Origin of the sequence: Sulfuritalea sp., assembly GCF_017302275.1 — a bacterium.
Taxonomy (GTDB): domain Bacteria; phylum Pseudomonadota; class Gammaproteobacteria; order Burkholderiales; family Rhodocyclaceae; genus Sulfuritalea.
The window spans coordinates 1-20,698 of the sequence record NZ_JAFLDR010000057.1 but is presented as its reverse complement, the minus strand read 5'-3'; the positions used below and the strand labels follow the sequence as shown (position 1 = coordinate 20,698).

The following is a 20,698-nucleotide window of genomic DNA, read 5'->3' as shown; positions in this document are numbered from 1 at the left end:
ACTCCCGTGCCGGCGCCCGCGCCGGTGGCCGCGGCTCCCGTCGCCGCACCCACGCCGCCGCGCTTCGATGCCGACTACCTCGACAACCCCAAGCCGCCCTACCCGGCCATCGCGCGCCGCATGGGCGAGCAGGGCCGCGTCGTGCTGCGCGTGCGCGTTGATGCGCAGGGGCTGCCGATCGACGTCCAGCTCCATGCGTCGAGCGGTTCCGAACGCCTCGACGCCTCCGCATTGCAAACCGTGCGCCGCTGGAAATTTGTCCCGGCACGACTCGGCAACGAACCCGTCGCCGCTTCCGTACTGGTTCCCATCGCATTCACCCTGAAGGACTGACCATGGAAACAACACTGGGCCTCGGCCACTTCCTCGCCAACTCGGATGGCATCGCCCGCTTCATCCTCGCGCTGATGCTGATCATGTCGGTCGGCACCTGGTACCTGATCGCAACCAAGGGTCTCCAGCTCATCCGCGCACAGAAGAAGAGCGCCGAATTCCTCGCCGCCTTCTGGGCCGCACCCAGCCTCGACGCCGTGGCCCGCCACCTGCGCCAGACCGGCGTCACCGAGGCCTTCTCGCACCTGGTGCATCACGGCTTCACCGCCATCGAGCAGCACAAGGCGGGGCGCGACGGACACCAGGGGCGCGGCCTGGTCGACGCCGGTACGCCGGACGAATTCCTTACCCGGGCGCTGAAGCGCGCCATCGCCCAGGACAAGGCGCGGCTCGAACACGGCCAGACCTTCCTCGCCACGGTCGCCTCCTCGGCGCCCTTCGTCGGCCTGTTCGGCACCGTCTGGGGCATCTATCACGCGCTGATGGCGATCGGCATGAGCGGCCAGGGCACGCTGGACAAGGTCGCCGGCCCGGTCGGCGAGGCGCTGATCATGACCGCCATCGGCCTCGCCGTGGCGATCCCGGCCGCCGTGGCCTACAACGCCTTCGCCCGCGCCAACCGCAACACCCTGGCGGAACTGAATTCCTTCGCCCACGACCTGTTCAACTTCCTCGCCACGGGCCTCAAGAGCGCGCCGCGTGAAGTCGATGTCGCCACGACTTCGGAACGCATCATCGCCCGTGTCGTGGCCAACAATTCAAGCCGCGCCGGCGCCTGAGGAAACAATCATGACGACCTTCCGCCCGGCCCCCTTTCCACGAAAGGGGGTGACCATGGTTCGCGGGCTGCGCCCGCTCCAGCTTGCTGACTCGCTGCCGCCTTGGGGTGGCCCGGTGGAGGCAGCATGAGCTTCGCCTCCCTCAACGACGACGACGGCAACGAAGCCCTGGCCGAGATCAACATGATCCCGCTGATCGACGTCATGCTGGTGCTGCTGGTGATCTTCATCGTCACCGCGCCCCTGCTGACGCATGCGGTGAAGGTTGACCTGCCCAAGGCCAGTTCCGCGCCCAACCTGACCAAGCCGGACAACGTGCAAGTCGCCATCGACGGCGCCGGCCAGGTGTACTGGAACGGCGAGGTGATTGCCGCCCCGGCGCTGGAACAGAAGCTGCGCGCCGCCGCCGCACTCCAGCCGCAGCCCGAGCTGCACCTGCGAGCCGAGCGCACGACGGCCTACGAGAAGGTCGCCGAGGTCATGGCGGCGGCGGCGCGCGAAGGGCTGACCCGCATCGGCTTTGTAACCGAACCCAAGGCCCGCTAAGACGCCAAGACAAACCCCACCACCAGCCAGCCCGTCCTCGGACCAGCCAGCCACACCACCACGAGGACAGACATGAACCCGAGAATCGCCCGAACCCAGCACGCATTTGCTTTTGCCGCGATCGTAGTTGCCCTTCCCGCGTTGGCCCAGGAAGCCACCAGGGAACTCCCCACCGTCAGCGTCCAAGCCGATGTCGACAAGCCCGACGGCTACCGCGCCACGGCAACGCGCGTCGGCAAGGTGCTGCAGGACCCGCACGACATCCCGCAGGCGATCACCACGCTGACCGGCGCCCTGCTCGAAGAGCAGCAGGTCGGCAGCCTCAAGGAGGCGCTGCGCAACGTCTCCGGCCTCAGCTTCAACTCCGCCGAGGGCGGCCGCTCGGGCGACAACATGAACCTGCGCGGCTTCTACACCTTTGGCGACATGTATCTCGACGGCATCCGCGACACCGCGCAGTACAATCGCGAGACCTTCAACTACGAGCAGATCGACGTGCTGCGCGGCGCCGGCGCCATGCTCTTCGGCCGCGGCCAGGCCGGCGGCGTGATCAACCAGGTGAGCAAGACGCCGCTGCGCATCGACCAGTACAAACTGACCGGCAGCATCGGCGACTACGGCTACCGCGAATTCACGGCCGACATCAACAAGCCGATCGACGACGGCACGGCATTGCGCATCAACGCCATGCAGCGCGACGAAGGCAGTTGGCGTTCCAACCCCGCTTCCGGCGCCGAGCCCGAAATCCACCGCAAGGGACTCGCCTTCAGCCTGGCCCTGAACCAGCGCGGCGACCACCGCTTCTGGCTCAACCACTACATCTTGAGCACCAACGACAATCCGGACTACGGCATTTCCTTCGACGGCACGACCAAGCAGCCGGGCACCAGTTCGCGCTTTTCACCCGATACCTTCTGGGGCGCCGATCGCACCTTCGACAAGAGCGACACACGCATCACCACGCTGGTGCACGAGTACCGCATTTCCGCCGACAGCCAGTTGCGCACCCAGTTGCGCAGCGCCGATTACGAACGCAGCTACTGGGCGCGCACGCCCAGCCTGACGGTGGCGCCCAGGGCCGATGGCGCGCTGTGCACCGCACCCGCCACCTGCAACGGCGGCCCGACGCGGGTCTCCGACTACGAGACAGTAACCCTGCAATCCGACTTCAACACGCGCTTCTCGGCGCTGGGCATGAAGCACGAGGTCATCGCCGGCATCGAGTACCTGAAGGAGAACGCCTTCCGCACATCGCTGCGCAACCGCGGCGGCACCACCACGGCCAACCCGCCCTGGTACGAACCCTACGACGCCAACACCACCGCCACCGCGACGCGCTTCAACTCGGATTCCTACGCCGTCTACGCCCAGGACACGGTCGAGTTCGTCCCGCGCTGGAAGGCCACGCTGGGCGCCCGCCGCGACCTGATGGATGCGCAGTACAGCAGCGCCACCTCGCCAAGGCTCACGTTCGGCGAGAACAGCCTGCGCGCCGCGCTGTCCTTCCATCCGGCGGAAGACACCCACTATTACCTCGGCTGGAGCGATTCCTTCAGCCCCACCGCCGACCTCTACCAGCTCACCGTGCGCCCGCAGCCGGCCGAGCGCAGCGAGGTCGTCGAGCTCGGCGCCAAGTGGCTGCTGTTCGAGGGTGACCTCGCCTTGCGCGCCGCGCTCTACCAGGCGACCAAGGACTGGGAACGCAATGGCGACCTCGAATCGACCGCCGCCATCCTGACCAAAAAGCGCCGCACCAAGGGCATCGAGCTCGAAGCCGCCGGCCGCATCGGCGAGCGCTGGGAGGTATTCTCCGGCCTCGCCCTGATGGACGCACGCATCCTCGAAGTGGCCGAAAACATCAACGCCACCACCGGCGCCATCACCGTCGCTGATGCACGGTATGTCGGCCAGCCGGCGCGCAACACGCCGCCGTGGACGATCAACCTGTGGTCCACCTACAAGCTGACGCCGCAATGGAAACTCGGCGGCGGGCTGGAAGCCAAGGCCCACCGCTACGCCTACAGCCCAACCGGCGCCTTCCCCGTCGTCACCGGCGGCACCACCTTCGCCGCCAACACCGCCCCGGCCTATGCGCGCTGGGACGCGATGGCCAGCTACGAGGCAAAGGATTGGGCCGTGCGCCTCAACGTCAAGAACATCTTCGACCGCCTGTATTGGGATGCCGTGTATGACAACGGCGGCTTCGCGATTCCCGGACCGCGACGCTCCATCATCCTCACCGGCGAATTCAAATTCTGATCCGGGACCAGCACCCATGAACCGTCGTCAACTCCTGCTCGCGCTCGCCGCCTCGGGCGCCGCCGCCTGCTTGCCCCGGCTTGCCCTGGGCGCCGCCAGTCCGCGCCAAGCCGTCATCGGCGCCGCCTGGCGCGGCCCGAACAAGAGCGACCCGTATTTTGCCGGCGCGCTGGTCGCCGACTGGGAAACCCGCAAGCTGGCGATCCGCTACGCCGTTCCGCTGCCCACCCGTCCGCATGGATTGCTGGCCGATGCGGACGGCGGGCTGCTGGTCGTCGGCGTGCGCCCCGGCACCTGGCTGCTGCGTTGCGACGGCAAGGGCGACGTAACGCAGCAACTGCGCGTCGATGAAGAAGGTACCACCGCCCGGCTCAACGGCCATGCCGTCGTCGGAGCCAGGGGCGATGTGCTCTACACCACCGAGACCGACCTGAAAACCGGACGCGGAAGAATCGGCGTGCGCGACCGCCGGACCCTGCGCAAGCTGGCGGAATGGGGCACGCATGGCACCGACCCGCACCAATTGCTGCTCGACCGCGAAGGCCATTTGATCGTTGCCAATGGCGGCGTGCCGCGCACACCGGCCGACAAGAAATACGATCTGCACCGAATGGACTCCTCGCTGGTCCGTATTGATGCGACCAGCGGCACGCTGCTGCGCCAGTGGCGGCTCGACGACCCGCGCCTGAGCCTGCGCCACCTGGCCTGGAGCCGCGGCACGGGCGATGCCGACGCCATCCTCGGCATCGCCATCCAGGCCGAACACGACGATGCAGCCAAGCGCGCCGCAGCGCCGATACTCGCCGTCCTCGACGGCGAGCAACTGCTCGTCCCCACCCGCGCCAACGACGGCATCGGCTACGCCGGCGATATCGCCGCCGCCTACAACGGCGGCTTCGCGCTCTCCAGCAACCAGGCCGGCCTCACCCAGCTATGGCATCCCGGCGCGCCCGAAAAGATGGCCGCCCTCGTCAGGATGGAAGAGACCTATGCGCTCGCCCCCTGGAATGGCCCCGGCAAGGGCGGCGGCGTGCTGGTCGCCACCGCGCTCGGCCTGGTCCGCGCGCACCCGACCGCCGGGCCGGTGGCGATCCCCTGGCCAAAGCCGATGGCGCTGGACAACCACTGGGTGCTGCTCGACGAGAGCTGAACCGCGTGGCGGCGGTGCGCTGCCGTACATCGCCGTATCACCAGCGCCGACTTTTCACGGCGAGCGCCGCCGCCATGACTGACCATGAATATCTGAAGTCTGTCTTTCGTTTTTCATGGTATTGTGCGACCCATGATCACACGCTCTTCCCATGCCGCCGAGATCGGCGTTCTGCTGCGCGAGTTTCCCGTCGTCGCCATCGTCGGAGCCCGGCAGACCGGCAAGACGACGCTCGCGCAAGCCATCGGCGACAGCTTCGGCGGCGCCACGCACCGCTTCGACCTCGAAGACCCGCGCGACGATGCGCGCCTGGCTTCGCCCATGCTCGCTCTCGAACCCCTCGACGGCCTGGTGATCATCGACGAAGTGCAGCGGCGGCCGGACCTGTTCCCCGTCCTGCGCGTGCTGGCCGACCGCGCCGGCACGCGCGTGCGCTACCTGATCCTCGGTTCGGCGGCGCCGGAGCTGGTGCAAGGGGGCGGCGAAAGCCTTGCCGGACGCATCGCCTTCCACGAATTGCCGGGACTCGACCTGGCCGAGGTGGGCGCAGAGCAGGTCGATTCACTCTGGCGACGCGGCGGGCTGCCACGATCGCTACTCGCCGCCGGCGACATCGCCAGCCTGCGCTGGCGCCGCGAGTACATCCGCGCCTACCTGGAGCGCGACATCCCCGCCCTCGGTTTCCGCCTTGCGCCCGCCACGCTGCGCCGCTTCTGGAGCATGCTCGCCCACTATTCCGGCCAATTGTGGAACGGCGCCGAACTGGCGCGCGCCTTCGGCGTCTCCGAACCGACGGTGCGCCACTACCTCGACATCCTCGCCGCCACCTGCATGGTGCGCATCCTGCCGCCCTGGCACGAGAACGTCGGCAAACGCCAGGTCAAGGCGCCCAAGATCTACCTCGCCGACAGCGGCCTGCTACATGCGCTGCTGGACATCGGCGCGGACCGGGAATCCCTGCTCAGCCACCCGCGCGTCGGCGCCTCCTGGGAAGGTTTCGCCCTGCACCAGATCGTGCGCGCGCTGGCCGCCGATTGGCGCGACTGCCACCACTGGCGCCTGCACACCGGCGCCGAACTCGACCTGCTGGTGACGCGCGGCCAACGTCGCATCGGCTTCGAGATCAAGCGCACCGACGCCCCGCGCGTTACCCCATCGATGCGCTCGGCGCTGGACGTGCTGCGCCTGGACAAGCTCTACGTCGTGCATGCGGGCGCCAAAGCCTGGCCGATGGACGAGCGCATCGCCGCATTGCCGCTGGCCGGGCTGTTCGAGCATTTCCGCGACGAACGAGAACGCGGCTGAAAGCCGGCGGGCCGCCGTCCCGCCGGCGCCGACTTTCGCAGGAGGGTGGGGCTGCTTGTCGGCCTTATGTTGAGCTCCACATAAGGCCGAATAACCGCCGTCCCGCCAGCGCCGACTTTCCGGGCTTGACCGGACTGCCCGCCCAGCGTAATCGACCACCGCCGCTCGACTCAGGCGCGCCGCCCAGACGCCGGCGGCTTCGACAGCGAGAGCCTTCTAGAACGCTGATTACCGGCTGCGCCACGAAAGTCGGCGCTGGCGGCACGGCGCTCCCCGCATCGAAAACCGGCTGATTCGACGATTCGGTCGGCACCGATAGCCCGCGCCTATCTAATCGATTTCAACAATCAATTAGACGATGGCGATTGCGATATTTAATATTCACTCCATCGCAGCAAAACATCTCAACCACCCCAAGGAGCCACACCATGAACGCATCGCTGATCAACACCGAAATCCTCCCCTTCAAGGCCACCGCCTTCCACAACGGCAAGTTCGTCCCCGTCACCCAGGACGACCTCAAGGGCAAGTGGTCCGTCGTGTTCTTCTACCCGGCCGACTTCACCTTCGTCTGCCCGACCGAGCTGGGCGACCTGGCCGACCACTACGCCACCTTCAAGTCGCTCGGCGTCGAGATCTACGCCGTTTCGACCGACACCCACTTCACGCATAAGGCCTGGCATGACTCGTCGGAAACCATCGGCAAGATCAAGTACCCGATGATCGGCGACCCGACGGGCGCCATCACCCGCAACTTCGGCGTGATGATCGAGGAAGAAGGCCTGGCCGAGCGCGGCACCTTCGTCATTGACCCGCAGGGCAGGATCCAGATCATCGAGATCAACGCCGGCGGCATCGGCCGCGACGCAAACGAACTGTTGCGCAAGGTCACGGCCGCCCAGTACGTCGCCAGCCACCCGGGCGAAGTCTGCCCCGCCAAGTGGAAGGAAGGCGAAGCCACCCTGGCGCCGTCGCTGGACTTGGTCGGCAAGATTTGACGCGTCGCGAGCGACGCGCAAATCCGGCCAAAACGCCCGCCCCCTCCCACCCTCCCCCTCGCGGGGGAGGCGACTGAATGGCTCGCTTCGCTCGACCCGACATAAGACATTGCTACCTGCTCACGCTTCAACCCGGAGAACCATCATGCTCGACGCCGCCATCAAGACCCAGCTTTCCGCCTATCTCGAAAAGCTCCAGACCCCGATCGAACTCGTCGCCTCGCTCGACGCCAGCGACGCCGCGCGCCAGATGCGCGAACTGCTGGCCGACATCGCCGTGCTCTCGCCCAAGGTCAGCGTGCGCGAAGATGGCAACGACGCCCGCAAGCCTTCGTTCTCCATCGGCCGTCTCGGTGAAGCCGCGCGCATCCGCTTCGCCGGCATTCCGATGGGCCACGAATTCACCTCGCTGGTGCTGGCCCTGTTGCAGACCGGCGGTCACCCGCCCAAGGTCGATGCGGCCGTGATCGAACAGATCGCGGGTCTCGGTGGCAAGTTCCGTTTCGAGACCTACATCTCGCTCTCCTGCCACAACTGCCCGGACGTGGTGCAGGCGCTCAACCTGATGGCCGTGCTCAACCCCGGCGTCGAGAGCGTGATGATTGACGGCGCGCTGTATCAGGACGAAGTGAGTGCACGCAAGATCATGGCCGTGCCGACGGTGATGCTGAACGGTGAGCCCTTCGGCCAGGGCCGCATGACGATCGAGGAAATCCTCGCCAAGGTGGATACCGGCGCCTCCGCCCGCGACGCCGAAAAGCTGAACGCCAAGGACGCCTACGACGTGCTCGTGGTCGGCGGCGGGCCGGCCGGATCGGCGGCGGCGATCTACGCCGCACGCAAGGGCATCCGCACCGGCGTGGTGGCCGAGCGCTTCGGCGGCCAGGTGCTCGACACCCTCGGCATCGAGAACTTCATTTCCGTTCAGCGCACCGAAGGGCCCAAGCTCGCCATGGCGCTGGAACAACACGTCAAGCAATACGAAGTCGACATCATGAATCTGCAGCGCGCCGAGGCCCTGGTCCCGGCCGGCGATGACGGCCTGGCGCAGGTGAAGCTCGCCAACGGCGCCACGCTCAAGGCGAAAAGCGTGATCCTCGCTACCGGCGCGCGCTGGCGGGAGATGAACGTGCCCGGCGAGAAGGACTACAAAGGGAAAGGCGTCTGCTTCTGCCCGCACTGCGACGGCCCCTTGTTCCGCGGCAAGCGCGTTGCGGTGATCGGCGGCGGCAATTCCGGCGTCGAGGCGGCAATCGACCTCGCCGGCATCGTCAGCCATGTCACGCTGCTCGAATTCGACAGCAAGCTCAGGGCCGACGCCGTGCTGCAGGCCAAGCTTGGCAGCCTGCCCAACGTCACCATCATCACCAGCGCGCTGACCACCGAAGTCACCGGCGACGGCGAGAAGGTGAATGGCATCGTCTATCAGGATCGTGTCAGCGGCGCCACGCAGCGCGTCGAGCTCGAAGGCATCTTCGTCCAGATCGGCCTCTTGCCCAACACGGATTGGCTCAAGGGCACCGTCAAGCTCTCGCCGCGCGGCGAGATCGAGGTCGACGCGCGCGGCCAGACCTCGCTACCCGGCGTCTTTGCCGCCGGCGACGCGACGACCACGCCCTACAAGCAGATCATCATCGCCATGGGCGAGGGCGCCAAGGCTTCGCTCTCGGCCTTCGACCACCTGATCCGCAGCCCGGCGCCGGCCGCAGCCCGGACCCTTGATCTGGGTCAGCCCGCCTGATCCGCAAGCGGTTAGGCTTACATTCAGAAGTCGTTTCGATCCACATGGGAGAAACATCATGAAAAAGACCACCAAAGTCGCCAAGCTCGACATCGGCATCACCGACAAGGACCGCAGCGCCATCGCCCAGGGCCTCTCCGGCCTGCTGGCCGACAGCTACACGCTCTACCTGATGACGCACAACTTCCACTGGAACGTCACCGGGCCGCAGTTCAACAGCCTGCACCTGATGTTCATGGGCCAGTACACGGAGCAGTGGAACGCACTCGACCTGATCGCCGAACGCATCCGCGCCCTGGGCCACCCGGCGCCCGGCACCTACAAGGAGTTCGTCAAGCTGGCGACGATCAAGGAAGTCGAAGGTCAGCCAAAGGCCATGGACATGGTGCGCCACCTGGTCGCCGCGCAGGAAGCCACGGCGCGCACCGCGCGGAAGCTGTTCCCGCTGGTGGACAAGGCCAACGACCAGCCGACCGCCGACCTGCTGACGCAGCGCATCGAGGTGCACGAGAAAACGGCGTGGATGTTGCGCAGCCTGCTCGAAGAATAAGGAGAACAAGCCATGACCAACGAAGCCAAATGTCCCTTCGCCGCGCAACACGGCGCCCGCACCACGGCCAGCATGCAGTCGAACGCCGACTGGTGGCCGAAGCAACTGAACCTCGGCATCCTGCACCAGCACGGCGAGAAATCCAACCCGCTGGGCAAGGATTTCAACTATCCCGAGGAATTCAGGAAGCTCGACCTTGCGGCGCTGAAGAAGGACCTCACCGCGCTGATGACCGATTCGCAGGACTGGTGGCCGGCCGACTGGGGCCACTACGGCGGCCTCTTCATCCGCATGGCCTGGCACAGCGCGGGCACCTATCGCATCACCGATGGGCGCGGCGGCGCCGGCACCGGCAACCAGCGCTTCGCTCCGGTGAATAGCTGGCCCGACAACGTCAACCTCGACAAGGCGCGTCGCCTGCTCTGGCCGATCAAGCAGAAATACGGCAACCGGATTTCCTGGGCCGACCTCTTCATCCTCACCGGCAATGTTGCGCTCGAATCCATGGGCTTCAAGACCTTCGGCTTCGCCGGCGGCCGCGTGGACATCTGGGAACCGGAAGAGGACATCTACTGGGGTGGCGAGGCCGAGTGGCTGGGCGACAAACGCTATAGCGGCGAGCGCGATCTCGAGAACCCGCTGGCCGCCGTGCAGATGGGCCTGATCTACGTGAACCCGGAAGGCCCCAACGGCCAGCCGGATGTGATCGCCTCCGGCCGCGACATCCGCGAGACCTTCCGCCGCATGGCGATGGACGACGAGGAAACCGTGGCGCTGGTCGCCGGCGGCCACACCTTCGGCAAATGCCACGGCGCGGGTGACCCGAAGCTGGTCGGGCCCGAGCCCGAAGCCGCTGCGCTCGAACAGATGGGCCTGGGTTGGAAGAACGCCTTCGGCACCGGCAAGGGCGGCGACACCACCAGCAGCGGCATCGAAGGCGCCTGGACGCCGAACCCGACGCAATGGGACAACGGTTACTTCGACATGCTCTTCGGCTACGACTGGAACCTGGTGAAGAGCCCCTCCGGCGCCTGGCAGTGGGTGCCGGCCAACGTGGCCGACAAGGACCTCGCGCCCGCCGCGCACGACGCGTCGAAGAAGGTCACCACCATCATGACCACGGCCGACCTCGCGCTGCGCATGGACCCGATCTACGGCCCGATATCGCGCCGCTTCCACAAGGATCCGCAAGCCTTCGCCGACGCCTTCGCCCGCGCCTGGTTCAAGCTGACGCACCGCGACCTCGGCCCGCGTTCGCGCTACCTCGGCGCCGAGGTGCCGAAGGAAGTGCTGGTCTGGCAGGACCCGGTCCCCGCCATCGATCATCCGCTGATCGACGCGAAAGACATCGCCGATCTCAAGGCGAAAATCCTCGCCACCGGTCTGTCGGTCTCCGAACTGGTGGCCACCGCCTGGGCGTCCGCGTCGACTTTCCGCGGCTCCGACAAGCGCGGCGGCGCCAACGGTGCGCGCATCCGCCTCGCGCCGCAGAAGGATTGGGAAGCCAACCAGCCCGCGCAACTCGCGAAGGTGCTGGCCGCGCTAGAAGGCGTGCAGAAATCCTTCGGCAAGAAGGTCTCGCTGGCCGACCTGATCGTGCTCGGCGGCTGCGCCGCGATCGAGCAGGCCGCCAAGGCTGCCGGCCATGCCGTCACGGTGCCCTTCACTCCCGGCCGTACCGATGCCACGCAGGAGCAGACCGATGTCGTTTCGTTCGCGGTGCTCGAACCCGTCGCCGACGGCTTCCGCAACTACCTCAAGGCCAGCGGCGTGCGGGCCGAGGAGCGGCTGCTCGACAAGGCCCAGTTGCTGACGCTGACCGCACCCGAGATGACGGTGCTGGTGGGCGGCCTGCGTGCGCTGGGCATCAGCCAGGCTTCCCATGGCGTGTTCACTTCACGACCCGGCGTGTTGAGCAACGACTTCTTCACCAATGTGCTCGACATGGGCACGGCGTGGACGCCGACTTCCGATGCGGCTGAAACCTTCGACGGGCGCGATCGCGCGTCCGGCAAGCCGAAGTGGACCGCGACGCGAGTCGATCTCGTCTTCGGCTCGAACTCGCAACTCCGGGCGCTGGCCGAGGTCTATGCCCAGGCCGATGCGAAGGAGAAATTCGTCAGTGACTTCGTCGCCGCCTGGAACAAGGTGATGAACCTGGATCGCTTCGACGTGAAGTAGCAACACGACGGCGCGGAGAGCGTTTTCTGCTCGACCGCCTTGTATAGCAGGGGTTCATCGGCGCCGACTTTCTACCCGAAAGTCGGCGCCGGCTCCATGCCGCGGGATGTTCCCTCTTCGTGATGCGCCCGCATTTCATTCGCGGCCGGCCACGGCATCCGAATCCATAAATTGCAATTATTGAAACATGATGCATTTGCATCATTGTGACGCCCTCCCCCGCTTGTTATGGTCATCCGGACCGGCCTCCCGATTCGCGAGGCATGTCCAGGGGAAGCAGCGGCAATGCGAAAAGCTACGGCAACAGGGGCAAGCGGTGAGCGGCGGCGGGATTCCGCTCCGGACCCGACACGCCGCCACCGCCGCGTCATCGCCATCTGCCTGGCGCTGCTGTGCAATGCCGCGCCGCCGCTTTGGGCGCAGCCGGCGGACACGCCGCCGGCGCGCTTTCGCCTCGTAGCGATCGACCTGAGGGGCGCCACCCTGCTGCCCGCGACGGAGTGGCAGGACCTGCTGGATGCGGCGCGGGGTCGCGAGATCGACTTCGCCGACCTGGAAGCCCTGCGCGCGGCGATCGAAGCGCGCTTCCATGCCGCCGGCTGGCGTCTGGTGCAGGTGCGCATTCCGGCGCAGGACGTCGAAGGCGGACGCATCCGCATGGATGTCGTCGAGCCGCGCATCGGCCGCGTCACTGTTGCCGGCAACCGCAACTTCGATACGACAAACTGGCGCGCCACCTTTCCGATGCTGCGCGAAGGCGCGGCGCCCAACCTGGCGGCGCTGGACAAGGCGCTGACGCTGGCCGCCGAAAACGCGGCCAAGCGCCCGCAGGTCGCCTTTGCCGCCGGGGCCACGGCGGACGAAGTGAACGCCACGATACGCGCCGAGGACGCGCCGCCCGCCGGCTGGATCGGCTTCCTCGACAACACCGGCAACAGCCAGACCGGCCGCCTGCGCTACGGCCTGGCCTGGCGCCACGGCAACCTGTTCGACGCCGACCATCAGGTCAATGCGCAATTCATCTCGGCGCCGCACGACGCCGACCGGCCGCAGCACCTGAGCCTGGCGCCGAGCAGCAAGGTGCGCATCTTCGGCCTCGGCTACCGGGTGCCCTACTACGCCCTCGGCGCTTCCGCCAACCTCACCCTGGGCTACTCGGACGTCAATTCCGGCCAGGTCGACCAACTCTTCACCATCCGCGGCAAGGGCAGCAGCGCGGCCTTCAACTGGACGCAACTGCTCGACCGGCCGCAAGGCGCGCCACTGCGCGGCTGGGAACTACGCTGGTTCGCCGGCGCCGACTGGCGCGATTTCAAGAGCCAGCTGCTGTTCGGAAATGTCGACCTCGGCGTGCCGATCAGCCTGCATCCGCTCTCGCTCGGCATTTCCGGCAGCCGCCCGGCGACGCCGCAGCAGGCGCTCGCGCTGCGCTTCCATGGCGGGGTCTGGGCCAACGTTCCCGGCGGCGCACACGGCCGCGACGCCGCATTCACGGCCAGCCGCGCCGGTGCCAAACCCGCTTACTCCCTGCTGCGCTATGGCGGCGGCATCAACCTGCCGCTCGGCGACTGGCGCCTGGACGGCAGCATCGAAGGGCAATGGAGCGGCGACCTGCTGGTGCCGGCCGAGCAGTTTTCCGCCGGCGGCATCGGCACCGTGCGCGGCTTCAGCGCTCGCGGCATCTCCGGCGACAGCGGCCTGCGCCTGCAGCTCGAAGCGCTGGGCCCCCCGCTGCTGGACGAATCCGCCGGAGCGCAGGTGCTTGGCCTGGTCTTCCTCGATGCCGCGCACGCCCGTCGCAACAGCCCGACGGTGCTGGAAGCCGCGACCGGCGCCATCGCCAGCCTCGGCATTGGCCTGCGCGCCAACTGGGGCCCCATCGTGCTGCGCATGGACCTCGGCAAGCCGGTGCACCAGCGCACCGGCGCCGCGCCGGAAACCGGCACCGTGCATTTCTCGCTGGCGAGCAGCTTCTAGTCACAAATCGGCCAAGTCATGACGAATCCTGCAAAGAATCTCGAGCGAAGCGAGCAAATCAGTAGCCTCCCCGTGAGGGGAGGAAGGGAGGGGCGGGCCTTCAATTCGCTTTTCCGGCCAGGCACCGAAATACTTCATCGAAGCCTTCCCTGTTTGGGTCCGGCTTGGCCGGCTTAGGAGGCGCGCATGAAGTCTTTGCAACGCAGCACCATCGCCTTGGCCATAGCCACCTGCTGGGTCGCGCCGGCCGGCGCCAACCCGACCAACCCGCAGGTGGTCGCCGGCCAGGTCGCCATCGCCCAGCAGGGCAAGCTGCTGACCATCACCAACAGCGACCGCAGCATCATCAACTGGGGCGGATTCTCGATCGCCGCCGGCGAAACCACGCGCTTCGTCCAGTCCGGCGCCGCCTCGACCGTGCTCAACCGCGTCACCGGCGCGATGCCCTCGGAACTGCTCGGGCAGTTGCAGTCGAACGGACGCGTGTACCTGATCAACCCCAATGGCATCGTCATCGGCAACGGCGCGCGCATCGACACCGCCGGCTTCATCGCTTCTTCGCTGGCGCTGTCCGATGCCGATTTCCTGTCCGGCCGCCTGCGCTTCGGCAGCGGCGACGCGGCCGGCAGCGTCATCAACCGCGGCGCGATCCACGGCAACGGTTCGCTGGTGGCGCTGATCGGCGCCCAGGTGGAAAACCACGGCAGCATCGAGTCCGCCGGCGGCACGGTGGTGGCCGCCGCCGCGCGCGGCGTGGAACTGGTCGACGCCTATTCGCCCAACATCCGCGTCCGGCTCGACACCGCCAGCGACGCCCAGTTGCATCGCGTGCTCAACCGCGGCGTTCTCACCGTGGCGGTGCCGGCGGCGGCCGATGCGATCGGCCTGCGCGTCGAAGGCGGTCGCATTCGCCTGGTCTCGGCCGGCGACACCCTGCTCGAAGGCAGCGCCGTGGCCAGCGCCGACAACGCCGACGGCCGGGGCGGCTCGGTGCATGTGCTCGGAACGCGCGTCGGCCTTTTCGATTCCGCAAGAGTCGGCGCCGGCGGCACGGCGGGTGGCGGCGAAATCCTCGTTGGCGGCGACTACCAGGGCAGGAATCCGGACGTAATCAATGCCGCCCGCTCGTTTGTCGGCACGGACGTGACGCTCACTGCGGATGCGATCGGTACCGGCGACGGCGGCAAGGTAATCATCTGGGCGGACGAAGTCACCCGCTACCATGGGCACGCCTCGGTCAAGGGCGGAGCCCAGGGCGGCGACGGCGGCCTGGTCGAAGTGTCGGGCAAGCAGGCGCTCGAGTTCCGCGGCAGCGTCGCGCTGGACGCGCCGCTGGGCCGCGCCGGAACCCTGCTGCTCGACCCGCTCAACATCACCGTACAGGCTGGCGCAGGTACGCTCGACGGCGAACTCACCGTCCCCGGCGACCCGACGCTAGCCTTCGGCGATGCTACCGGGGTTACCGGAACGCTGGACGTCACGGCGTTGACCGGTTTCACGTCGGGCACCGTCGAGTTGCAGGCCGACAACGACATCACGGTCAACACGGCCGTCACCATGCAATCCGGCGTGAGCCTGAAGCTCGCAGCCATCAACAACGTGAACGTCAATGCAAACGTCACCACTTCCGGCGGCGGCAACCTTCGCCTCGAAGCCGACACCGATGCCTCCGGCGCGGGCGCGGTGACCTTGGGTTCGGTCACCATCGACGCACCGCTGATCGTCGGCGACTTGGGCAAGGAGTACTCGGGCAAGCTCATGATCGGCAGCAACGTGAGCTTTGCCCAGGACGCTGAAACCTTCGGGCTCCTTACCTATTCGGTCGGCAGCCTGAGCGTCGCCAGCGGCAAGACCCTGACTCTGAAGGGCGGCATGAACTGGACCGGCGGGGTCAACATCAATGGCCCGGGCACCATCTCGCTGCCCTCCGGCCAGACCCTGGCGATGAGCGGCGCCGCAACCCGTGGCATCATCAACGCCGCCACCTTCAATAACGCCGGTACCACCACCTCCAATATCGGTGGGGCTCAGCTAGTGTTGAACAACAGCTCCATCTTCAACAATAGCGGCACCTTCCGCTTCCTCGGCAACGGCGACAACTTCAACGTGACCAGCGGAACCGGCACCTTCAACAACACCGGTACGCTGGAGGTCAGTGGCGCAATTACCAACGCCGTGAACAACGTGGCCTTCACCAACGCCGGCGGCACTCTTGCCAGCGGCGCCGGAACGCTCAACCTGAACAGCGGCGGTAGCCACTCGGGCGCAATCACCCTTACCGGAACGGCGGTGAACTTCGCCGCCGGCACGCACAACGTCACTGGCACGCTGACGGCGGCCCCGGGAAGCGCGTTCAACGTTACCGGTGCGACGGTGAATCTCGGCGACGGATCGGCCCTTTCCCTGGCAGACAACCTCAACTTCGCATCCGGCGCGATCAACCTCACGGGTGTTGCCGCAGGCACTACGATCAATGCCGGATCGACACTGACGCTTTCGGGCCAGAATTTTGGCAGTACGGGCAAGCTGACCAATCAAGGCACGTTCAACGCCGCCAGTACTACGCTGGGCGGAAGCTTGGTCAACGAGGGCACGTTCAATGTGACGACGGGCAACGTGACGGTCTCCGGGGGATTGAGTTCTCTGTCCGGTGCGATAACGGTTGCGCCAGGACGCACACTTGATGTCGCTGGCACCGGACTCGATTGGCAGGGCGGCACGCTGGCCGGCACCGGAACCTACAACCTGACCGGGGGCCTTTCGATAAGCGGCAGCGGCGCGCGCGTCCTGAATGGCCCCACGTTTACCATCAATAACTTGAGTCTTCCGGGCGGTAGCCTGGACGTGCAGGCCGGCACGCTCAACCTTACCGGCGCAGCGAGCACTTCGGCTGGCGCGACACTGCTGGTATCGGGCGGAACCTTCACCGCCACCGGCAACTTGGCCAACGCAGGAACCTTCACCAAGACATCTGCCGGGACCACCACCATTTCCGCAGCCTTCAGCAATTCGGGAACCGTCAACGCGAATGCCGGGTTGCTCGCCTTCTCCGGCGGTTTCGTGCAATCGGCCGGGCAGGTCATGCTGGGCGGCGGCGCACTCGCCGGAAACCTAACGCTGAATGGCGGCACGCTCGGCGGCGCCGGCACGCTCACCGGCAACCTCGTCAATACCAGTGGAATCGTGGCGCCCGGCAACTCGCCCGGACTGCTTACCGTTGCCGGAGACTACACACAGGGCGCCGGCGGGCAACTCAATATCGAACTGGGCGGCACCGTCCCCGGCACCGGCTACGACCGCCTGGCAGTGACTGGCACCGCTGCGCTCGACGGCGCGCTAAACGCCAGCTACATCGGTCCCTACGTCGCCAGCCCGGGCGATATTTTTGACGTAGTTACCTATGCCACCAGAATCGGCGACTTCGCCACGCGGGCGCTCCCGGACACCGCAACCACGGCCGACGCGGGTGCAACCACCTACCGCCTGACGCGCAACGCGACGCTTGTCGCGGCCATCGCCACGGCAGCAACGCCACTGGCGCTGAAGGTCGCCGCCGTGGACATGTTCGACAGCCTCGACAAGGTAAGCCCGACGTTCACGCCGGTACCGGCAACCGCAGACGAAAGCGACAAGGAGAATGACGATGGCGGCATCCTCGTCTGCAGGTAGGCGCATGACGCGGCCGTGCGACTGGCCCGGCCGGCACCTGCTCTGCGCCGCACTGGTCGCCGCGTTGTTCGCGCCGCCGCTGGCGGCGGCCGAAACCATCGGGCGCGTCGCGGAAACCTCCGGCACGGTGGTGCGCATCAAGGCAGCGGGCGCGCCCGAACTGCTCGGCGGCGGCTCACCGCTGGCCACCGGCGACGTCATCGAAACCCAGGCCAACTCCGGCGCCGAATTGCGCTACGACGACGGCACCGTGGTCCGCCTGGCGGCCCGCTCGCGCTTCACCGTGCCGGAATACCGCCTGGCCCCGCAGCAAGCCGGCGAGGAGCGCTTCGTTTCGCGCCTGCTGGCCGGAGCCATGCGGGTCGTCACCGGGACAATCGCCAAGCGCCAGCCGCGCAATGCGCGGTTCGTCGCCCATACTGCGACCATAGGCATCCGTGGCACCGATTTCGTGGTGCGCCTGTGCGACGACGATTGCGTGCCCGCCGAAGGCCCGACCGTGGCACGCGCCGGCGAAGAGCTTGCCGGCCGCGTCGGCGGCACCGCCGGTGACGTTTCCGCGATCGACGCGCGCGGACGCTGGCGCGAATTGCCGACCTCCGCCGCGCTGCGCGAAGGCGACCAGATACTCACCGGCGCCACCGGCATCGCCGTGCTGGTGCTGCGCGATGGCACGCGCATCGCGCTCGACCCGAACTCGCGCCTGGCGATCCGCGAGTTCCGCTACGACGAAGCCGCGCCGCGCCAGGGCCGCATCACGCTGGAACTGGTCGACGGCAAGGCCCAGTTCGCCAGCGGCCAACTCGCCAAACAGAACCCCGAGCGTTTCCGCTTCGTCGTCGGCGAGCAGTCGGTGCGGGTACACGGCACCACGGTGGGCGCCCAGCGCCTGCGCTTCCCGGACGACAATCCGGCCCCCGCCAATCCCCTTGCTGCTCCGCCGCCGGAACTTCCGAAGAACCCGACGCTTGGCATGAACGGCGACGTGGTGCTGCCCGGCGGCAAGGTGCTCGAAGCCCGCCGCGATGGCAGCGGCCAGATGCGCTTCTTCGAGAAGATCGATCGCGGCGAGCCCATCTGCCGCCTGCCGGACGGCTCGCACTTGTATGCCGACCCGGCGCCGCGCACCGATGGCAGCATCGAATGGCGCTTTGAGCTGCGCGGCGATCAGGCGGTGTTCGTCGATGTGGGCAACACCGGGGCGCCCGGGACGACGCGCAGCGAACCCTTCGCGGTTCCGGTCGGCGCTGCGCTGGTGCAGGACGGTCGCCTGGTGTTCACTTCCGGCACGCCCTATCGCGAGAACGAAGGCGGCGGCGCAGGCGCGGGATTGGTCGGCTCCGGGCGCACGGCCGAAGCACGCTTCGCGCTGCAGACCAATCCCGACGGCTCGGTGACAACCACCACGCCGCTCCCACCGATCGCCGGCAACGTCACCCTCGCCGATGGCAGCCGCCTGGTTTCCGGCAATCCGCAGGCCATCAACGCCCTCGTCGGCGAATATCTCGGCGCGCGCGACACCTTCCTCACGCAGCATCCGCCGCCTCCCCCACCACCCCCGCCGCCCCCGGTGGCGCAGGCGCCGCTGGGCAGCAGCGGCGACGTGGTGCTGCCCGGCGGCAAGGTGCTCGAAGCCCGCCGCGATGGCAGCGGCCAGATGCGCTTCTTCGAGAAGATCGATCGCGGCGAGCCCATCGGCCGCCTGCCGGACGGCTCGCCCTTGTATGCCGATCCGGCACCCGGCACCGATGGCAGCATCGAATGGCGTTTCGAACTGCGCGGCGATCAGGCCGTGTTTGTCGATGTGGGCAACTCCGAGACGACCGGGGCGACGCGCAGCGAATCCGTCGCGGTTCCGGTCGGCGCGGCGCTGGTGCAGGATGGCCGCCTGGTGTTCACCACCGATCGGCCCTATCGCGAGAACGAAGGCGGCGGCGCAGGCGCGGGATTGGTCGGCTCCGGGCGCACGGCCGAAGCACGCTTCGCGCTGCAGACCAATCCCGACGGTACGGTGACCACCACCGCGCCGCCGCCGCCCGTCACCGGCAGCATTACCCTCGCCGACGGCAGCCGCCTGGTTTCCGGCAATCCGCAGGCGCTCAACTCACTCGTCGGCGAGTTTCTCGGCGCGCGCGACACCTTCCTCACGCAGCATCCGCCGCCTCCCCCACCACCTCCGCCGCCCCCGGTGGCGCAGGCGCCGCTGGGCAGCAGCGGCGACGTGGTGCTGCCCAATGGGAGGGTGCTCGAAGCCCGCCGCGACGCCAGCGGCCAGATGCGCTTCTTCGAGAAGATCGATCGCGGCGAGCCCATCGGCCGCCTGCCGGACGGCTCGCCCTTGTATGCCAATCCGGCACCCGGCACCGATGGCAGCATCGAATGGCGTTTCGAACTGCGCGGCGATCAGGCCGTGTTTGTCGATGTGGGCAACACCGAGACGACCGGGGCGACACGCAGCGAACCCTTCGCGGTTCCGGTCGGCGCGGCGCTGGTGCGGGATGGCCGCCTGGTGTTCACCGCCGATCGGCCCTATCGCGAGAACGAGGGTAGCAACGAGCACAATGATCACGCTACTGGTACCGGGCGTCAGGTCGCATCGCGTTACAGCCTGCAGACCGATCCCGACGGCACGGTAACCACCGCCGCGCCGCCGCCGCCCGTCACCGGCAGCATTACCCTCGCCGACGGCAGCCGCCTGGTTTCCGGCAATCCGCAGGCGCTCAACTCACTCGTCGGCGAGTTTCTCGGCGCGCGCCAGGCCGCGTTGTCGGGGCCCAACCCCGGTACGCTCGCCGGTCCGCCCGGCACCGGCGCGGACACTGGCGACAGCATCGGCGCCGGCGGGTCGCGCGGCAGGTCGGGTTCGCGCGTCGGCGTCACCGACGGCAACGTCAGCCTGTTCAGCCGCTACGGCGACGAGTTGCGCCTGGCGCGCGGCGAGACGGCCGGGGCAAGCGACGGCAAGCCACCGCTCAAGGGCGAGATCCCGCTCACGTTCGCCACGCTTTCGCCAGACCGCATCGACGTTGATCGCGCGCGCTTTTTCGGTGCCGACGCCACGGCGGGTGACAACGGCAAGGCGCGCAACGGCGTTTATGTTTCCGTTCTGGAAGGCGCCGTCGGGCTGGCGCAAGGCGGCGCCGAGGTGGTGCTGGGCGAGGGCGAAACGGCGCTGGCGCCGGTCGACGGCGGCCCGCCGCTGAAGGTGAG

General features: G+C 67.6%; 13 protein-coding genes. All 13 read left to right on the top strand.

Annotated features, from left to right (window positions below):
• Window positions 1–333, top strand: a 333-nt coding sequence (locus J0M27_RS19815) for an energy transducer TonB (protein ID WP_294995960.1), incomplete at its 5' end; no start/stop codon positions are given.
• A 2-nt stretch (window positions 334–335) separates the two neighbouring features.
• Window positions 336–1,112, top strand: a complete 777-nt coding sequence (locus J0M27_RS19810; RefSeq protein WP_294995957.1) for a MotA/TolQ/ExbB proton channel family protein — start codon at window positions 336–338, stop codon at window positions 1,110–1,112.
• Between the two features lie 126 nt (window positions 1,113–1,238).
• Entirely contained in the window at window positions 1,239–1,658 is a 420-nt protein-coding gene (locus tag J0M27_RS19805; RefSeq protein WP_294995954.1) for a biopolymer transporter ExbD, read from the top strand.
• Window positions 1,659–1,730: 72 nt separating this feature from the next.
• The gene (locus J0M27_RS19800) at window positions 1,731–3,917 is read left to right on the top strand and encodes a TonB-dependent receptor (RefSeq protein ID WP_294995951.1); all 2,187 of its coding nucleotides are present in this window, start codon (window positions 1,731–1,733) and stop codon (window positions 3,915–3,917) included.
• 16 nt (window positions 3,918–3,933) lie between these two features.
• A complete protein-coding gene (locus tag J0M27_RS19795) occupies window positions 3,934–5,067 on the top strand; it encodes a DUF1513 domain-containing protein (protein ID WP_294995947.1) in 1,134 nt (377 codons plus the stop codon).
• Between the two features lie 132 nt (window positions 5,068–5,199).
• Window positions 5,200–6,372: an ATP-binding protein gene (locus tag J0M27_RS19790; protein WP_294995944.1), complete on the top strand. Its 1,173-nt coding sequence runs from the start codon at window positions 5,200–5,202 to the stop codon at window positions 6,370–6,372.
• 428 nt (window positions 6,373–6,800) lie between these two features.
• Window positions 6,801–7,370, top strand: a complete 570-nt coding sequence (ahpC, locus tag J0M27_RS19785; RefSeq protein WP_294995941.1) for an alkyl hydroperoxide reductase subunit C — start codon at window positions 6,801–6,803, stop codon at window positions 7,368–7,370.
• 145 nt (window positions 7,371–7,515) lie between these two features.
• Window positions 7,516–9,111, top strand: coding sequence for an alkyl hydroperoxide reductase subunit F (gene ahpF / locus J0M27_RS19780; protein ID WP_294995938.1), 1,596 nt, complete (start codon window positions 7,516–7,518; stop codon window positions 9,109–9,111).
• 58 nt (window positions 9,112–9,169) lie between these two features.
• Window positions 9,170–9,661 carry a Dps family protein gene (locus J0M27_RS19775; RefSeq protein ID WP_294995935.1) on the top strand — a complete coding sequence of 164 codons (492 nt, stop codon included), beginning with the start codon at window positions 9,170–9,172 and terminating at the stop codon, window positions 9,659–9,661.
• A gap of 12 nt (window positions 9,662–9,673) precedes the next feature.
• Window positions 9,674–11,842 carry a catalase/peroxidase HPI gene (katG, locus tag J0M27_RS19770; RefSeq protein ID WP_294995932.1) on the top strand — a complete coding sequence of 723 codons (2,169 nt, stop codon included), beginning with the start codon at window positions 9,674–9,676 and terminating at the stop codon, window positions 11,840–11,842.
• Between the two features lie 285 nt (window positions 11,843–12,127).
• Complete coding sequence (locus tag J0M27_RS19765; RefSeq protein WP_294995930.1) at window positions 12,128–13,819, top strand: ShlB/FhaC/HecB family hemolysin secretion/activation protein; 1,692 nt, start codon at window positions 12,128–12,130, stop codon at window positions 13,817–13,819.
• A 186-nt stretch (window positions 13,820–14,005) separates the two neighbouring features.
• Entirely contained in the window at window positions 14,006–17,488 is a 3,483-nt protein-coding gene (locus J0M27_RS19760) for a filamentous hemagglutinin N-terminal domain-containing protein (RefSeq protein WP_294995928.1), read from the top strand.
• 4 nt (window positions 17,489–17,492) lie between these two features.
• Window positions 17,493–20,698: FecR domain-containing protein (locus J0M27_RS19755; RefSeq protein ID WP_294995925.1), on the top strand; the 3,206-nt coding region annotated here is incomplete at its 3' end.

Coding starts and splice junctions, on each gene's coding strand:
- J0M27_RS19810 (WP_294995957.1), top strand. CDS start 336: ATGGAAACAACACTGGGCCTCGGCCACTTCCTCGCCAACTCGGATGGC.
- J0M27_RS19805 (WP_294995954.1), top strand. CDS start 1,239: ATGAGCTTCGCCTCCCTCAACGACGACGACGGCAACGAAGCCCTGGCC.
- J0M27_RS19800 (WP_294995951.1), top strand. CDS start 1,731: ATGAACCCGAGAATCGCCCGAACCCAGCACGCATTTGCTTTTGCCGCG.
- J0M27_RS19795 (WP_294995947.1), top strand. CDS start 3,934: ATGAACCGTCGTCAACTCCTGCTCGCGCTCGCCGCCTCGGGCGCCGCC.
- J0M27_RS19790 (WP_294995944.1), top strand. CDS start 5,200: ATGATCACACGCTCTTCCCATGCCGCCGAGATCGGCGTTCTGCTGCGC.
- ahpC (WP_294995941.1), top strand. CDS start 6,801: ATGAACGCATCGCTGATCAACACCGAAATCCTCCCCTTCAAGGCCACC.
- ahpF (WP_294995938.1), top strand. CDS start 7,516: ATGCTCGACGCCGCCATCAAGACCCAGCTTTCCGCCTATCTCGAAAAG.
- J0M27_RS19775 (WP_294995935.1), top strand. CDS start 9,170: ATGAAAAAGACCACCAAAGTCGCCAAGCTCGACATCGGCATCACCGAC.
- katG (WP_294995932.1), top strand. CDS start 9,674: ATGACCAACGAAGCCAAATGTCCCTTCGCCGCGCAACACGGCGCCCGC.
- J0M27_RS19765 (WP_294995930.1), top strand. CDS start 12,128: ATGCGAAAAGCTACGGCAACAGGGGCAAGCGGTGAGCGGCGGCGGGAT.
- J0M27_RS19760 (WP_294995928.1), top strand. CDS start 14,006: ATGAAGTCTTTGCAACGCAGCACCATCGCCTTGGCCATAGCCACCTGC.